Annotated in this window: 14 protein-coding genes and 1 pseudogene; 9 read left to right on the top strand and 6 right to left on the bottom strand. The window is 65.9% G+C overall.

Annotated elements, in window-relative coordinates; all coding sequences use genetic code 11:
* Positions 1-57 precede the first annotated feature (57 nt).
* Positions 58-1,539 (top strand): amidase, encoded by a 1,482-nt coding sequence (locus tag JOF56_RS01695; RefSeq protein ID WP_209633695.1) that lies wholly within the window; start codon positions 58-60, stop codon positions 1,537-1,539.
* On the opposite strand, the gene JOF56_RS01690 is transcribed toward JOF56_RS01695, so the two are convergent.
* Positions 1,540-3,516 carry an SDR family oxidoreductase gene (locus JOF56_RS01690; RefSeq protein WP_209633693.1) on the bottom strand — a complete coding sequence of 659 codons (1,977 nt, stop codon included), beginning with the start codon at positions 3,514-3,516 and terminating at the stop codon, positions 1,540-1,542.
* Between the two features lie 56 nt (positions 3,517-3,572).
* Positions 3,573-3,776, bottom strand: a complete 204-nt coding sequence (locus JOF56_RS01685; RefSeq protein WP_209633691.1) for a hypothetical protein — start codon at positions 3,774-3,776, stop codon at positions 3,573-3,575.
* Positions 3,777-4,146: 370 nt separating this feature from the next.
* Here JOF56_RS01685 and JOF56_RS01680 point away from each other — a divergent pair, with 370 nt between their 5' ends.
* Positions 4,147-4,848: a GOLPH3/VPS74 family protein gene (locus JOF56_RS01680; protein WP_209633688.1), complete on the top strand. Its 702-nt coding sequence runs from the start codon at positions 4,147-4,149 to the stop codon at positions 4,846-4,848.
* Between the two features lie 47 nt (positions 4,849-4,895).
* Positions 4,896-7,085 (top strand): amino acid permease, encoded by a 2,190-nt coding sequence (locus JOF56_RS01675; RefSeq protein ID WP_209633686.1) that lies wholly within the window; start codon positions 4,896-4,898, stop codon positions 7,083-7,085.
* A 260-nt stretch (positions 7,086-7,345) separates the two neighbouring features.
* On the opposite strand, the gene JOF56_RS01670 is transcribed toward JOF56_RS01675, so the two are convergent.
* A complete protein-coding gene (locus JOF56_RS01670; protein ID WP_209633684.1) occupies positions 7,346-8,014 on the bottom strand; it encodes a glycoside hydrolase family 75 protein in 669 nt (222 codons plus the stop codon).
* A 261-nt stretch (positions 8,015-8,275) separates the two neighbouring features.
* On the opposite strand from JOF56_RS01670, the pseudogene JOF56_RS57565 reads away from it, so the two are divergent.
* A pseudogene (locus JOF56_RS57565) lies at positions 8,276-8,818 on the top strand (LysE/ArgO family amino acid transporter); the annotation flags it as partial.
* Here JOF56_RS57565 and JOF56_RS01665 read toward each other — a convergent pair.
* Positions 8,744-10,045 carry a multidrug effflux MFS transporter gene (locus JOF56_RS01665; protein ID WP_209633683.1) on the bottom strand — a complete coding sequence of 434 codons (1,302 nt, stop codon included), beginning with the start codon at positions 10,043-10,045 and terminating at the stop codon, positions 8,744-8,746. The pseudogene JOF56_RS57565 and the gene JOF56_RS01665 overlap by 75 nt on opposite strands.
* Positions 10,036-10,530, bottom strand: a complete 495-nt coding sequence (locus JOF56_RS01660) for a MarR family winged helix-turn-helix transcriptional regulator (RefSeq protein WP_209633681.1) — start codon at positions 10,528-10,530, stop codon at positions 10,036-10,038. Before JOF56_RS01660 ends, JOF56_RS01665 begins: the two co-directional genes overlap by 10 nt.
* A 74-nt stretch (positions 10,531-10,604) precedes the next feature.
* On the opposite strand from JOF56_RS01660, the gene JOF56_RS01655 reads away from it, so the two are divergent.
* From JOF56_RS01655 to JOF56_RS01635, 5 genes are all read left to right on the top strand, one after another.
* Complete coding sequence (locus JOF56_RS01655) at positions 10,605-11,246, top strand: FMN-dependent NADH-azoreductase (RefSeq protein WP_209633679.1); 642 nt, start codon at positions 10,605-10,607, stop codon at positions 11,244-11,246.
* Between the two features lie 97 nt (positions 11,247-11,343).
* A complete protein-coding gene (locus tag JOF56_RS01650; RefSeq protein WP_209633677.1) occupies positions 11,344-12,708 on the top strand; it encodes a Gfo/Idh/MocA family protein in 1,365 nt (454 codons plus the stop codon).
* Positions 12,709-12,759: 51 nt separating this feature from the next.
* Positions 12,760-13,776: a tetratricopeptide repeat protein gene (locus tag JOF56_RS01645; protein WP_209633675.1), complete on the top strand. Its 1,017-nt coding sequence runs from the start codon at positions 12,760-12,762 to the stop codon at positions 13,774-13,776.
* Between the two features lie 93 nt (positions 13,777-13,869).
* Complete coding sequence (locus JOF56_RS01640; RefSeq protein WP_209633673.1) at positions 13,870-14,250, top strand: hypothetical protein; 381 nt, start codon at positions 13,870-13,872, stop codon at positions 14,248-14,250.
* 23 nt (positions 14,251-14,273) lie between these two features.
* A complete protein-coding gene (locus tag JOF56_RS01635) occupies positions 14,274-15,437 on the top strand; it encodes a lactate 2-monooxygenase (protein ID WP_209633671.1) in 1,164 nt (387 codons plus the stop codon).
* A 144-nt stretch (positions 15,438-15,581) separates the two neighbouring features.
* Here the strand turns inward: JOF56_RS01635 and JOF56_RS01630 are convergent, their stop codons facing one another.
* Positions 15,582-16,013, bottom strand: a complete 432-nt coding sequence (locus tag JOF56_RS01630) for a PPOX class F420-dependent oxidoreductase (RefSeq protein ID WP_209633669.1) — start codon at positions 16,011-16,013, stop codon at positions 15,582-15,584.
* Positions 16,014-16,074: the final 61 nt, after the last annotated feature.

Genomic DNA, 16,074 nt, shown 5'->3' with positions numbered 1-16,074 from the left:
GTGCCGCTGTGGGTCTGGCCGCTAGTCCAATAGCGATTTAGTTCTTAGGGTGTGCCAATGGACTACAGCGAGTACCGGCGGTTCGATGCGCTCGGCTTGGCTGAGCTGGTGGCGAGGGGCGAGGTGTCGCCCGTGGAGCTGCTGGACGTGGCGATCGGACGGGCCGAGCAGGTCAACGGCCGGCTGAACGCGATCGTGCAGCCGATGAACGAGCTGGCCCGCAAGCGCGCGGCGACTGAGCTGAAAGGGCCGTTCGCCGGTGTGCCGTTCCTGATCAAAGATCTTGGGCAGGACTACGAAGGACTGTCGACCGGCGGCGGTTCGCGGGCGTTGCGTAACCATGTTGCCGCCAGCCACAGCATGGTGGTGGAGCGCTGGCTGGACGCCGGGCTGGTGATCTTCGGCAAGACCAGCACACCCGAGCTGGGCACCAAGGCCGTCACAGAACCGCTGGCGACCGGCCATACCCGCAATCCGTGGGACCTCGACCACACTCCCGGTGGTTCCTCGGGTGGTTCGGCGGCCGCGGTGGCCGCCGGGATCGTGCCGGTGGCGGGCGCCAGCGACGGCGGCGGCTCGATCCGGATTCCGGCCGCGTGCTGCGGGCTTGTCGGGCTCAAGCCGGGCCGCGGACTGCTGCCGACCGGGCCACGCAACGGCGAGCATCTGCAGGGCGCGGCGACCGACGGCGTGATCTCGCGGACCGTCCGGGACACCGCCGCGATGCTGGATGTGCTGACCTCGCAACCAGATCTCGGTGGTCCGTACGTGTCGGTCCGGCCTGATGCCTCCTATGCCGAGCTGGCAAAGCGTGAGCCCGGAAAGCTACGAGTCGGGTACATTGTCGACTCTCCTATCGGGACTGACGTAAGCCGTGAAGCCGTTGCTGCGGTTGAGAACACGGCCACGCTTCTTGCCAAGCTCGGCCATGAGGTGGAACAGGCCGAGCTTGGTGTCGACGGCAGGCAGCTGGCGCAGGACTTCCTGACGATGTGGTCCGCGCAGATCTCCGCCACCATCACCGAGATCCAGAGCCTCACCGGAGCCGGCGCCAAAGAGTTCGAAGTGGACAACCGCCTGTTCGCTGCGGCCGCGCGGTCCATGCCGGCACCCGAGTACATCGCGGCCAACCGCAGGTGGAACGAGCACACGCGTGCTTTGGCCGCGTTCCACGAGAAATACGACCTGCTGCTGACACCGACACTGGCCGGACCGCCGGTGAAGATCGGCGAGCTGGATCCGCCGCGCTGGTTGCTGATGTTCGGCGAGCTGGTGCTCAAGCTCGGGCTCGCGGGCCGGCTGGCCAAGACGAAGATGTGGACGGACACCGTGCTGATGAACCTGGCGCCGGTGCCGTTCACCCAGCTCGCCAACCTCACCGGCCGCCCGGCGATCTCCCTGCCGTTGCACTGGACCGCGCAGAAACTGCCGCTGGGTGTGCAGTTCGTCGCCGGCCTCGGCGGTGAGCCGACGCTGCTCGCGCTGGCCACCCAGCTCGAGGCCGAGGTGAACTGGGCCGGCGACGAACCCTCGCTGTAGTCAGAGTTTGCGCCAGACCAGACGTGTCAGCGTCGCCGCCACCGTGGCCAACGGTGGCTGGCGGCGCGTCCGGGCCTCCGGCGCGGTCTCGGGCATCATCCGGTAGAGCAGGTTCGCCACTCGCCGGGACGTTCGCGGCGCGGCCAGTCTTGCCAGCTCCATCGCGACGCCCTCTGGCCGGCTCTCCACCTCGGGCCGGTCGACCAGCGCGTCGACCACCATCTGAGCGGCCCGCTTCGGGCTCATCGCAGGCATTTCACGATAGGCGTTGGTCGTCTCGATCATGGGTGTCCGGACCAAGGGCATCCGGACGGACGTGAACGTGATGCCGTCGGCCAGCGTCTCACGGCCCGCCACGCGGCCGAATTCCTCAATGGCGGCCTTGGACGCCAGGTACGCCGAGAACCGCGGTGTATCGCTTTGCAGGCCCATCGTGGTCACTGTGACGATGTGACCGAAACGGCGTTCTCGCATATGTGGCAACAGTCCGAGCGTGAGGCGCAAGGGAGCGAAGTAGTTCAGCGCCATCGTGCGCTCGAAGTCGTGCATCCGGTCGACCGACAGGTACACCGAGCGCCGGATCGATCGCCCCGCATTGTTGACGAGCATGTCGACAGCATTGTGGTCGGCCAGAACCTGTTTGATCAGTGCATTCACCGAGGCGCTGTCGGTCAGATCGCACGGATACACCGAGGCCGAGCCGCCGGCGGCCATGATCTCGCGGCGGACGTCGTTGAGCTCGTCCTCACGCCGCGCCACAAGCAGGACTTGAGCACCACGCGTGGCCACCGCGAGTGCCGTTGCCCGGCCGATTCCCGAGGACGCGCCAGTGATCAGGATTCGTCGCCCTGCCAACGGGTCCGCGCGGTCGATACGACGACGGACGCGATACGGGTCCAGATGCTCCGACCAGTACCTGAGCAGGCGCGGCGCGTACGCCGCCAGATCCGGCGCCTCGATCCCGTTTGCTGCCAACGCCTCCTGGGTCGCGGTGGTGTCGAACTTGGGCTCCATCGCCAGATGCGGCAGGACCTGTGGCGGGATTCCGAGTTCGGTGAGCACGGCATCGCGTGCTTCCCGGCCACCAGGAAGCCGGTCGATCGCCTGGCTCGCCAGGTGGCCGGCCATACGGCCACCGCGGACCACGCCCGCAAGCCGCGGGCTGGCAACGATCTTGGGTGCGCCCGCTGGACCGGCGAAGGCGTTGTAGACGTCGGTCAATGTCTGGTTGCGGGGCGCGCCGAGGTGGTAGGTCGCGCCGGATTCGGCCGGCGCGTGGATCAGGTGCGCCATCGCGTCCACGACGTAGTCGACCGGGACGATGTTGGTGGAGCCGAGCTGGGGCACGATGAGAGGAAGGCGCGCGGGCAGCCGGGACAATCGGGTTATCGCGGGCAGGAAGTAGTACGGGCCGTCGATCTTGTCCATCTGCCCGGTCCGGGAATCGCCGACCACGGCGGCGGGCCGGTAGACGCGCCAGGGCACGGTTCGCTGTTCCCGGATGAGTTTCTCGGCAGCGAACTTTGTCGCGTGATAGGGCGACGGCAACTGCTGGCCAAGATCGAAATCGCGTTCGGTGAACCGGCCGTGATGGTCACCGGCCACGGCCACCGAGGAGACGTGATGCAACCAATCCGCGTGCACCTGGCCGGCAAAGTCGATCACGTTCCGGGTACCGGTCACATTGACTTCGCGATTGCTCTGCTCCGATGCGGTGAAATCGTAAATCGCACCGAGGTGCACGACATGATCGATGTCCCCGGGAATGCTCGAAACACCGAGTCCTGGCTCGGTGAGATCACCGATCACCGGGATGGCCCGGTTGGTGTCCCACTGCCGGGCGAGCGCGTCGAACCTCGCCAGCGAACCCGCCCGGACAAGCACGTACACCGCTTGGCAATCGGGCTGTGCCACCAGCCGGGAAATCAGCGCGCGCCCGAGGAATCCGGTCCCGCCCGTCAGGAAATACCTGCTCATCCGCACCTCCTCGGTACGGAACGGGACCATACCTACTCAGTAGTAGGAATGAAAGCTCATGTCTCTGGGATCACCGACGCGTCCACCACGGCGTCCCGGAGCGCCGCGCGCAACCTGCCCACGTCGAGTGGAGTCAGCACGGCGGTCTCCCCTGGTGGTGAGACGAGCACTATCCGTCCACCGCTGACGAACACCGTCAGGTCACGCCGCCGTCCCGCGATGTCCCGGCACGTCACTGACCATTCCTTGCGGGTGTTCACCTCTGTCTGGCCTCCCCGGTCGTCTTGCCAACGCCTTCCCTAACCGTCACGGAGACGGTTTTCGCCCGACGCTATGACGCGTCTACGAAGGGATTTCGCACTTTGGCCTACCGAGCTCGTTTCGTCCAGTAGTTGTCGATCTTGAGCTGACGAGCAGGCAAGTGAGACGTCCGATGAGGGGAACAGTTTGGTATATCCATCATTGCGGACTCGACCAATCGGGTGACGCACTACGATCGATCGTGTTATGTAGTGATCGTCAGTGGCATCCTGTTCCGGTGTTTCACCCTCCCGACTTACAGGGCTCACCAATTGACGGTGCAACCATCGCATATTCGTCGCGCCGGGTGAGACCGCCGGAAGCGAAGCGGTGACCGGCAGGGCACCGAGCCAACCCACGCATCTCCGGTTAGCCGACGAGTTCTTCCTGGTCGCGCACAACCATGACGCGGACACAATTGTGCCGCGGCTGCACGACACCGGGATGGACCTCGGTCTGGCCGGAGCGCTGCTGGCCGAACTCGTGCTTGAACGAAGGCTGGAGATCGCCGACGGCCGGGTGATCGTCTTCGACCCGACTCCGCCGAACGACTCCCTGGCCGCGAGCCTGTTGCGGGAGATCGTGAGCGAGCCTCCGCACAGCATCCGGATCTGGCTGGAATACCTGAGCCAGGACGCGCGCGACAAAGTCGGCAGCAGGCTGCACATCGCCGGCCACCTCGCCCAGGTGCGGCTGCGAAAATGGTGGGGCGGGCCAACTGTGCAGTATCGCGCGGTCAGCGCCGAACGTGCGCTGATCCCCGAGGTCCGGCTGCACGACCTGCTGGCCCGTCCGCACCCCGGACTCGGCCGTACCCGGATAAGTCAAGACCACAAACTGATGCAGGACGCCACCTTGGCCGCGCTCGCGCACTCGACCGGTCTGCTCAGCGCCCTGCTCTGGTTCCACGGCCCGCACCGCGCAAGATCGCAACTGGACGAGCTGCGTCGTGCGTTGCCCGCTCCACTGCTCGAACTGGCCAAGCAGACCGAGGCCGCAGTAGGCGACGCAGTCCTCGGCCGCCGCAGATAGCTGTCGTTGCAAGCGCCCACAAGGTGTCAACGAAGGAGCATGCGTTGGTGGACAACAGGTTAGGTGCACCAGGCACGGCGCTCGTACCCACTGGACCGAGCCGGGTCTCCCGGGCCCTGGCCCGCAACAGGCTCGGCGTCTCATCGGTCGTGTTCTTCATAGTCTCGGCGGCAGCACCCCTGACCGTCATCGGCAGCGGCGCCGTGCTCACGTTCGCCAACACCAAGACCATCGGAATCCCGGTGGCGTACGCGGCGATCGCCATCGTGCTGGGCCTGTTCGCAGTCGGATATGTCGCGATGTCACGACACATCACCAATGCGGGTGCTTTTTATACCTATGTGGCGCAAGGGCTTGGGCGTGTGCCTGGTGTCGGTGCATCCTTTGTTGCTGTTGTGGCGTACAACGCGATGCAGATCGGGCTGTACGGCGGGTTCGGCGCGATCCTGGCGACGCATCTGAAGACATGGTTCGGGTGGAACGTGCAGTGGTGGGTGCTCGCGCTGCTGGCCTGGGTCGTGATCGCGGTTCTGGGCGTGTTGCGGATCGACTTCAACAGCAAGGTGCTCGCTGTCCTGCTGACGGCCGAGTGCCTGATCATGCTGGTGTTCAACGCGGTGGAGCTGACGCATCCGGCTGGTGGTGAGATCGGCTTCGCCGCCCTGTCTCCGTCCAACCTGGTCGCAGCGGGCGTCGGTGCTTTGCTCGTCACAGCGGTGACCGGTTTCGTCGGGTTCGAAGGAGGCGCGGTCTACGCCGAGGAGACCCGCGATCCTAAACGGACAGTCGCGCAGGCCACTTACATTGCTGTCGCCTTTGTCGGTGTGCTGTACGCGGTCTCGTCCTGGGCTCTGACGGTCTACACCGGTCCCGACAAGATCGTCGCGGTAGCGACCGAGCAGCAGGCGGATCTGATCTTCAACATCAACGCGAACTTCCTGGGCGCCTGGATCGTCGACATCGGACGGATTCTGATCGTGACGAGCCTCTTCGCGGCCTTGGTGAGTTTCCACAACACGGTGGCGCGGTATCTTTTCGCTCTGGGGCGTGAGCAGGTTCTGCCCGGCAGGCTCGGTGCGACGCACCGGAAGACCGGATCGCCTTACGTCGGCTCACTGGTCCAGACCGGGCTGGCACTCGTCGTGATCGTGTTGTTCGTGCTGTTCGGGTTGGACCCGTTGATCGACCTCATGTACATCGGAACCACGTTCGGCGGACTCGGCGTGGTGATCCTGATGGCGATCACATCCATCTCGGTGATCGGCTACTTCGCGCGCCGCAAGGTCGCGGAGGAGAACCTTTGGCGGCGCTTGGTTTCGCCCGCCATCGCTGCCGTGTTGTTGCTTGTTGTGCTGGGGCTGACGCTGAATCAGTACTCGGCTTTGCTGGGACTGCCGTCCAGCCATCCGGCTGTGTGGATCCTGCCTTCGGTGTTCGCGGTGGCCGGTCTCGCCGGAATCTGCTGGGGCGTTCACCTGAAGTCGCAACGCCCGGACGTCTACGCCGCGATCGGCTTGGGCGCCAACAGCGTCATCGGCCGTGCGTCCCGGGATCTGCCGGAAGTCAGTTCCGGCTCGATCGCCGGGCTCGTGCCGGAGTCCTCGGATGAGAATGTCGCCGACCGGGACCGTTACGACGTTTTCCGCGTGGGCGGAGATCATCCTGTTGCCCCCGTGAGCAAAGTGCTCAGCGACGCGTTCCTGATCGGGGAGATCGCGGAATGGCTCGTCCCGGACCTGGCGGAACGCCGGCGGATCTACCCGCAATATTGGGCCATGGCTGTGGAGCACGCTTTGGGGGCAGGCGACGTCTTCGCCGGTGGGGAACTTTCGGGGGTGTCTGTCTGGTATCCGGCGGTTTTCGGCCCACCGCACGCGGAACCCAGTGACGTGGAGCGCCGGCTGCGGGCAATCTGCGGGCCTTACGCTTCGCGGTTCCTCGCTTTGCGCCAGGTGATGAGCGAAGCCCACCCGGTCATGCCGCATCACTACCTGGCTTTTGTCGGAGTCCGGCCAGAACAGCAGGGAATGGGCATCGGCACAACCCTGATACAGCACCGTTTGCGCGAACTGGACGAAACCGGAACGCCCACCTACCTGGAGGCCACGAACCGCCGCAACCTGGCGCTGTACGTCCACCTCGGCTTCCAGCCCACCGGCAACCCGATAACCTTGCCGGACGACGGCCCCAGACTATACCCCATGTGGCGCCCAGCCTCAGTCCACAGAGGACTTTGACGTCCGGCCGTGCGGTGCTTGACCTGCCGCTGGGCCACCGGAGTGAATCCCGAGCGAACGGCCCATTCGCGCCGACTCGCCTCTTGAAACCCCCCGATGATCATGCTCCCCCGGTAGACTGGACCAGGGACGCCCCCCGGGTTGGGCGGGGGACTGTCTATGTGGGTATGGGCGGCAGGGTTTCTGTCGAAGGTGATCATTGGTTTGGGTGGAGCCACCGCCCGTGCGAAGAAGAGTTCGCACGGGCGGCAAGCCTTGAGTCAGTTGTTGGTTACGAAGGTATTGGCGCGGCCTTCGCCTACCGTGGTGGCGGCGGAGTTGGATTCGATGGGGGAGACCTTGGAGTTCTTGAAGCAGATGTAGGTCACGGGCCCGTCTGTACCGCCGTTTTCTGGGTCTGGGTTGATGCCTAGGTCGCGGGCGGTCGAGTAGGAGGCCTCGCCGATTATGTCGGTGGGGCCTGTGTCTCCTATGGATGCGTAGAGGACCTTGTTGTTGTAGATCACGGCGCAGGAGCCTGCGCCGGCGAGGCCTGAGGATGAGTAGCGCCAGGTGTTGCTGGGGCTGGGAACCACCACGTAATGCGTCACGTCTGAGATCAGGGGTTTGCCGTCGGAGCGGTGGAAGGCTGTGTCGGGCTGGAACCAGGGGTCTGTGTCCTCGTTGCAGCGGGCGGTGCGTTGCCCGTCGCAGTCGATGTCCATGTCGGCGCGCCACCAGACTGCGCCGTTGGCGTCGCAGACCGGGATTGTGCGGCCGAGTTCGCTGTCGGTCTTGTATTTGCCGCTGGAGATCTGCTTGCAGGACTGGGTTTTCGCCAGGAGCTGGGCGGCTGTGGGCCCGGCGAGTGGAGCGGGGCTCGCGGCCGCGGTCGGGACCAGGGTTCCGGCCGCCAGCAGGGTTGCCGCGAGGAGCAGAAGCTTCCGCATCGGGTCTCCTTTATTAGGAAACTTTCCATACATATTTGGCGGCAGGTCCCACTATGTCTCGCACCGGGGGACAACTCAAGGGCTCGCCCGAAACTTCCGTAATTGTCCGGTTACCGGGTGTGAGGGTGAAAATCGGTTGCAGGCCCGTGGCAGCATCTTGGGTATGACTACGAGCCCGCTTCGAAAGTGTCCTGTCGCGACGGCGACTGGGGCGCGTCGACAGCAGGGCGTGCGGCCGGGGAGGTCCGACCTCACGCCGTCATGAGCGGCGCGTTCTTCGCGGGGGTTGTGGCTGGTTACGGCGTTGCGATCCCCGTGGGGGCGATCGGTGCGTTGATCATCAGCCTGACCGCGCGGACTTCCCTCAAGATCGGTGCTGCCGCGGCGCTCGGCGTCGCGACCGCCGACGGCCTCTACGCATTGGTCGCTGTCCTCAGCGGCGCGGCGCTGGCAAGGCTGATCGAGCCGGTCGCGACCCAGATGCGTTGGGCCGCGGCGATTGTGCTTGTTGTACTGGCCATCAGGACGGCGGTCGCGGCGTTCCGGGAGAGCAAGGCCAGGCAGGAGAAGCCGACCACGGTCCGCGGCGCCTACTTCGGACTGCTCGGCCTGACTGTCCTCAACCCGGCAACCATTGTCTACTTCGGAGCGCTGGTTGTCGGGATGCAGGCGGACACGACGCCAGACCTGTTGTCCGGCATAGTGTTCGTGCTGGGCGCTTGGCTGGCGTCAGCAAGCTGGCAATTGCTGCTCGCCGGTGGCGGCAGTCTCGTCGGCCGGGTGCTGTCCGGTCCGCGTGGCCGGCTGGGCACCGCCCTGGTCTCCAGTGGAGTGATCATCTTTCTGGCGGTCGGCCTTGTCACGGGTTAGCACCGCGTACGTGAGGGTCGAGAGCACGCTCAGAGCGGCCATCACGATCGCCATGGGCAGCGCGCCGCTGCCGGCCCCGACCAGCGGCGCGCTGATCCCGCCGACCAGGAACTGAGTGATGCCGATCAGGGCGGACGCCGCCCCCGCGTTGTCCGCCTGGTCGGCCAGGCCCAGCGCGGTCGCGTTCGGCATGACGATCCCGATACTGGACACGATCAGGAACAACGGCACCAGGATCGCGATCAGCCCGAGCCCAGCCACCGTCATGGCGACCAGTCCGGCGCCGCCGACCAGCGCGATCACCAGGCCGATGGTCACCAGCCGCCGCGATGAGAACCGGCCGACGAGCCAGCCGCTGAGTTGCCCGGCGATCATGATCCCGACCGCGTTGGCCCCGAAGACCAGGCTGAACTGCTGCGGCGTCAGTCCGTAGACCTCCTGCAGCACGAACGTCGACCCCGAGATGTATGCGAACAACGCTGCGAACAGCAGCGCGGCAGTCATGGCGTAGCCGACGAAAACCCGGTCGCGCAGCAGCGATCCGTACGACCGCAGCACGCCGCCGACCCGGGCGGGCTGCCGTCGGGTGGCTGGCAGTGTCTCCGGTAGACCGAGCAGGGTGCTCAGCAGCAGGACAACCCCGAAAACGCTCAGCACCACGAATATCCCGCGCCACGAGGTGAACCGAAGCAGTTCCCCGCCCAGGACCGGGGCCAGAATCGGAGCCAGCCCGGCGACCAGCATCAACCGCGAGAAGAATCGGGCCATCGCGATTCCGGAGAACAAATCGCGTACCACCGCCCGGGCGATTACGATCCCGGCCGCCGCGCCGAGCCCTTGCAGGAAACGAAGCACGACCAATACGTAGGCCGAAGGCGCGAAAGCGCAGGCCACGGAAGCCACCGCGTAAAGAACCAAACCCGCGACCAGCGGCCTGCGCCGGCCGAAACTGTCCGACAACGGCCCGGCGATGGCCTGCCCGATGGCGAGGCTTACCACGAACGTGGTCAGTGTCAGCTGGATTTCCGACGCGGTGGCCGAGAGCTGACCTGTCATTGCCGGAAATGCCGGCAGATACATGTCGATCGACAGTGGTGCGAACGCGGAAAGCGCGCCGAGAATCAAAGCCGCCCGTACTTTGCCCGGTGCGGTCACATGCACGTGCCCTCGACCGGGCCCATCGGGATGAGCCTGCGCAGCATGTCCCGTAACTGGTCCTGCTCGTCCAGGCTCAGCGGCGAGAGCATCCGCTCCTCGACCGACTTGAGCTGCCGATACAGCTTGGCCTGCAACTCGCGGCCGGCCTCGGTGGGCACCGGGATACGGGCCCGCCTGTCGGTGGGGTCGGGCGTGCGCACGACCAGGCCTTGACGCTCGAGTTTGTCGAGCAACGCGGTCATGGTGGTCTTGTCCACGCCCAGCGCGTGGCCGAGCGCCAGCTGGCTGTACGGCCGTGCGCCAGGGCCGTCGTTCTGGACCAGGGCGGTCAGGACGATCTGGCCGCGGATGGTCGTCCCGTGCGCGATCGCTTCGGCGTCCATCGCCTCACGCAGGCCGTGCGCGGCCCGGTTGATCAGCCAGTTCACGTCAAAATGCTGCAGGCACCGCTGGGCCTGCACACCCTCGGTCTTGACGCTTTCGTCCACATGTTCAGTCTACGTGATGGCCCTTACGCCGAACGTTCTTGACTCGGAACATCTCGATTCGTATCTTCTCGGTTATGACGAACTTGCTGCACATCGACTCGAGCATCAACGGCGAACGCTCGCACTCCCGGCCGTTGACGGCCGCTTTCGCGCAGGCGTGGAAGGTCGCCAACCCGGATGGCGGCTACACGTACCGTGACCTGGCCGTCGAGCAGATCCCGCACTTGTCAGGGGAGTACTTCGCGGGCGCCACCATGCCTGCCGACCTGCGGACTCCGGAGCAGACCGCGGCTTATGAGTCGTTCAAGCCGTGGCGCGACGAGCTCGTCGCGGCGGACGTGGTGGTGCTGGGGGTGCCTATGTACAACTTCACGCTGCCGTCGTCGCTCAAGGCGTGGATGGATCACGTCATCGTCCCTGAGATGCTGGTCAACGAGGAGACCGGCGAAGGCCCGCTCGCGCACAAGAAGGTGTTCGTGGTGACCGCGCGAGGCGGTTCGTACGCGCCAGGTACGCCGCGCGAGGGCTGGGACTTCCAGGAGCCGCTGCTGCGCGCGAACTTCAGCAAGGTCGGCCTGGACCAGGACATCACCTTCATCCACAGCGAGATGACGCTGGCCTACGTGAGGGAGCACCTCAAACAGTTCCAGCACATCGCGGACGCCTCCAAGGAAAGTGCGCTCAAGGCGGTCCAGGAGCTCGCAGCTGTCGCATAACGGCTTCTTTACGACAAAAGTAGGCTGACACTCGCATCCGTCTGTGTGAATCTGCACTGTATCGAGCTCAAATGTGCAGATTTGCGCAGGAGGTGTCATGAGCGATCAGGTCTCCCGGCGGGCGTTGCTTCGAACGGGTGCGGCAGCCGGTGCTGCCCTTGGCGTGGGCGCCGGAGCCGAGGCCCAGGCTGCGGAGCAGTGGCCGCGCCGGCAGGGCCGGAGCATGATCAACGTGCCGTTCGAGCGGCATGAAACCGTCCGCGTCGCGATCATCGGTCTGGGTAACCGGGGCGGCGGTATGACCGGTTCTTTCCTCGCCGTGCCTGGCGTGAGGATCACCGCGCTGTGCGACGTGAACGCGACTGCCGCTGCCCGGGCGGCAAAACTGGTCACCGACGCCGGTCAGCCCGCGCCCGCGGTCTTCGCCAAGGGCGTCCACGATTTCGAGAACATGCTGCGCCGCGACGACATCGACTTCGTCTACGTCGCCACGCCCTGGGAATGGCACGTGCCGATGGCGCTCGCGGCATTGCGTGCGGGCAAGCACGTCGGCGTGGAGACCCCGTTCGCGACCACCGTCGATGAGCTGTGGCAGTTGGTCGACGCCTCCGAGCGCTACCAGCGGCACTGCATGCAGCTGGAGAACTGCTGCTACGGCCAGAACGAGATGCGCCTGCTGCGCATGGTGCACGCGGGACTCTTCGGGGAGTTGTTGCATGGCGCGGGTGCGTACATCCACGACTTACGAGAGCTCTTGTTCTCGGACACGTACTACGCCGGTGAATGGCGGCGCGCCTGGCACACGAAGTCGCGGCTGAAGGGCGACTTGTATCCCACGCATGGACTCGGCCCGGTCGCCGGCTACATGGACATCAACCGCGGCGACCGGATCGTGCGCATCTCAGCGATGGGCACGCCCGCGCTCGGCCTGGCCGAGTACCGCAAAGCCCACGAGCAACCCGATGACTCCTCCTGGGGCGAACGCTATGTCGAGTCGGACACGACAATCAGCCTGCTGCAGACCGCCAAAGGTCGGGTGATCCGGCTCCAGCACGATGTGTCCACACCGCACCCTTACAGCCGGCTGAACCACATCGCCGGTACCAAAGGGGTGTTCGAGGACTATCCACCCCGGATCTACCTGGAACCCCGCAACACCAACGATCAGTGGGCGGACTTCGACGAGTACAAATCCTATGACCACTGGTTGTGGACAGACGTCCCACCCGGGCCCGGCGGCCACGGCGGGATGGACTACTACATGGTGTACCGGACCATGCAAACGTTGCGTCTCGGGCTGGTGCCGGACATGGACGTCTACGACGGCGCGGTGTGGAGCGCACCCGTGCCGCTGAGTTCGAGATCCATCGACATGGGCGGCGTGGCAGTGCCGATTCCTGATTTCACCAGGGGAATGTGGCGCGACACGCGGCCCGGAGTGGACTCGCCGAAACCGGTGTAGCACCGGGAGTGCAAGACTGGTCCATCCGCAGACCCGATGCAGGGAGTCAGGATGGGCGAGCCGATCGCGGTCGCGTTACGTCGCGCGGCCGACCTGACCGCCGCCGGAAACCCCGACGCGGCGATCAACTTGTTGCGTGGGGTGCTGGACGAGCACCCCACGCACCCTGAGGCGTGGTGCCAGCTCGGCGCCGCGTACCTGGACGTGGGCGAAGCAGAGTCCTCCCTGGACGCCGCCAAGGAGGCGATCCGGCTCGGCGAGCGCTCGTGGGGCTTCCGTCTGGCGAGCGTCGCGCTGGTGGAACTGGACCGGCGCGACGAGGCCGTAGTGTCCGCGCGTGAGGCGGTGCGCCGTGACCCGGCTGACTGGCGCGGCCATGTCGCGCTCGCCGAAGCCCTGGGCGGCGACAACCCGCAGGAGTCGTTCGCCGCGGCGTGTCGCGGGATCCAGTTGGCCAACAACGAAGCCCGGCCGTTCGAAGTCCTCGGCGACGCGGCATTGCGTGTGCACGACAAGGAAACCGCGAAGCGCGCCTACTTCGAGGCACTCAAGATCGACCCGGCCAACCAGCACGCCCGGGCGAACCTCGTCCGGCTCGGCAGACCGGCGCTGGACACGACCAAGACGCCGGCCACCAACGAGCCGGTGGCGCAGTACACCCATCTCGGCCGGATCGAGGAACTCGGGCTGTGGCTGGCTTTGCGGCGCGCCTCGGTCGCCATCGCGATCGGCAGCCTGGTGCTGCTGCTGATCGGGATCGACACCGCGGGCCGGGTGCTCGGCTGGTTCGGCTTGGTGCTGCTGGTGTTCTCGGGGGTCGTGCTGGGCATGGGGTGGTTCCAGTTCGCGCGGGGAGTGCCGTTGAAAGAGACCATGCGAGGGCACCCCCTGCTCACCGCGGCGACCGGCTTGGTCGGGGTGTCACTGCTTCTGCTCACTGTCTGGACCGTATTGGTCGCGCTTGGTGTACAGACCTTGAGCCCGCTTTCTCTCGTTCTGACAACAAGTGCTCTCGCTGGGGGAATTGTCTTTTTCGCCCTCTGGCGCCGTAACCACCCGAAGCGTTAGGTTGTCCGCCCAGTCGAAGAAGTACCAGGGGGACCAGGTGGGGATTCGGTGCGTGGCACCCATGGTTCGCCAGGGCATTCCGGGAGGGGCACTGTGCGTGCGTTCGGTGGGTTTCTGATTTTCGCGGGGTTCGTCTCCGCGATTCTGCATTACACCGATTTCCAGTTACGGATCCTGATGTGGTCCGAGTCGATGCAGCCGGTGCTGGGAATCGGTCTGGGTGTGGTCGGCTGCGCCATCGTCGGCGCGAGTGTGGCGCTGCAGAAGAACAAGGAGGCCAAGGCGGTTCAGGCCCTTCCGCCGCCTCCGGGATACGGCGCGGCGCCCTATCAGCAGCAGCCATATCAGCAGCAACCCCAGCAGCAGATGCCGTACCCGCCGCAGGCTCAGCCTCCGCAGTACGGACAGCCTCAGCCGGGCCAGCAGCCGTACGGGCAGCAGGGATACGGGCAGCAAGGATTCGGCGAGCGCTGACCTTGCGGCGTTAGAGTGCAGCCGTGAACCAACCTCTCGGCGGCTACCAGAACGAGATCTACCTGCAGGGCCTGGCTGACCAGGTGCCCGCGTTCACCACGGATCCGACCAGGCTGGCGGATTCGGCGCGGGAGATCCTGGCGCCGGGCCCGTTCTGGTACGTGGAGGGCGGTGCGGGTTCCGGGGCGACGGTGCGCGCGAACCGGGCGGCGTTCGACCGCTGGCAGATCGTGCCGCGGATGCTGCGCGACGCGACCGCCCGGGAGACCAGGACGACCGTTCTGGGGACGCCGATGCCCGCTCCGGTGCTGCTCGCGCCGGTCGGCGTGCAGTCGATAGTGCACCCGGACGCCGAGCTGGCGACCGCGCGTGCCGCGAGTGCGCTGGGCGTTCCGATGATCCTGTCCGCCGCTTCGTCGAACACGATCGAAGACGTGGCCGAGGCCAGTGGCGACGGTCCACGCTGGTTCCAGCTCTACTGGCCCAACGACCCGGATGTGTGTATCAGCATCCTCAACCGGGCCGCCAAGGCGGGCTACACGACGCTCGTGGTCACCCTGGACACGTGGACGCTGGCTTGGCGGTCGCGTGACCTGGACAATTCCTATCTGCCGTTCATCCGCGGCACCGGTACCGCGATCCCGTTCTCCGATCCGGTGTTCCGGTCCGGTCTGGCCCAGCCGCCGGAAGAGGACATCGCGGCGGCGGTGCTGAAGTGGGTCCCGATGTTCACCGGCACCGACCGCAGCTGGGACGCGTTGCCGTTCCTGCGGGAACACTGGGACGGACCCATTGTGCTGAAAGGAATCCAGCACGTCGACGACGCCCGCAGGGCCGCCGACGCGGGGATGGACGGCATTGTCGTGTCCAATCACGGCGGCCGTCAGGTGGATGGCGCGATCGCCTCGCTGGATGCCTTGCCCGCCATCGCCAACGCCGTCGGGGACCGGCTCGACGTCCTGTTCGACTCCGGCATCCGTACCGGCGCCGACGTGCTCAAAGCGATCGCGCTGGGTGCCAAGGCGGTTCTGCTTGGCCGCCCGTACGTCTGGGGCCTCGCGCACGACGGCGAGGCAGGTGTCCGGCACGTGGTCCGCAGTGTGCTCGCCGACTTCGACCTCACGTTGGCGCTGTCCGGACATCGCAGCCTCGCCGAGGCCACCCCCGACTCGCTCGTTCGCGTATAGAGGCTCTGGCAATTGAGCGTTTGGGCGAGATCGGGCCCAGGCGGCGCCTCGCTGCCCGGCGGACCGGACCTGGACGGTCCAGTCCAGGCCCGGCCCGCCGGACAGCGATGCATCCACCTGGAACCCGGCTCGCTATTCCAAGACTCAATTGCCAGAGCCTCTTTGGACATTGCGGATATCCGCTTTCATCTCATGGGCGGGCACGTCCTGACGGTCCACACCGAAACTGATGATCCGTTCCGGGTGGATCCGGATGATCGCGCCATCGAGCGGCCCGTCCGGGTTCTCGGCGTCGGGAATCGCCTCGGCGCGGCCCCGGATCTCCAGGCAGCGAACCCGCCATGGATCAACGGAATAGATGTCGTCCACCACAAACGCGACCGGGCTGCCGGCCAGCACGTTGCGGTACTTCCGGCTCTTGGCCATGCCGAAGCCGCGTACGTCGATCGTCTTCGTCGTGGGGTTGTAAGTGAACCCGACCGGGTTGTTCTGCAGCGTGCCACCGGGTTGCGCGGTGGCCAGCCGGCCGAGCTGCTGGCTCGCCAGATAGTCCAGTTCAGCTTGTGTGAAGGGCATGGTTGAGAGCCTGCAATCTCAACCATGGTTGAGGTCAATCGATCGGAGACCTTGACCTTAC

The sequence above is a fragment of the Kibdelosporangium banguiense genome (assembly GCF_017876405.1).
Classification (GTDB): Bacteria; Actinomycetota; Actinomycetes; order Mycobacteriales; family Pseudonocardiaceae; genus Kibdelosporangium; species Kibdelosporangium banguiense.
Note: the sequence above shows the minus strand (reverse complement) of the source record. Positions and strands in the feature narration are given on the sequence as shown.

Coding starts and splice junctions, on each gene's coding strand:
- JOF56_RS01695 (WP_209633695.1), top strand. CDS start 58: ATGGACTACAGCGAGTACCGGCGGTTCGATGCGCTCGGCTTGGCTGAG.
- JOF56_RS01690 (WP_209633693.1), bottom strand. CDS start 3,516: ATGAGCAGGTATTTCCTGACGGGCGGGACCGGATTCCTCGGGCGCGCG.
- JOF56_RS01670 (WP_209633684.1), bottom strand. CDS start 8,014: ATGCGGAAGCTTCTGCTCCTCGCGGCAACCCTGCTGGCGGCCGGAACC.
- JOF56_RS01655 (WP_209633679.1), top strand. CDS start 10,605: ATGACGAACTTGCTGCACATCGACTCGAGCATCAACGGCGAACGCTCG.
- JOF56_RS01650 (WP_209633677.1), top strand. CDS start 11,344: ATGAGCGATCAGGTCTCCCGGCGGGCGTTGCTTCGAACGGGTGCGGCA.
- JOF56_RS01645 (WP_209633675.1), top strand. CDS start 12,760: ATGGGCGAGCCGATCGCGGTCGCGTTACGTCGCGCGGCCGACCTGACC.
- JOF56_RS01630 (WP_209633669.1), bottom strand. CDS start 16,013: ATGCCCTTCACACAAGCTGAACTGGACTATCTGGCGAGCCAGCAGCTC.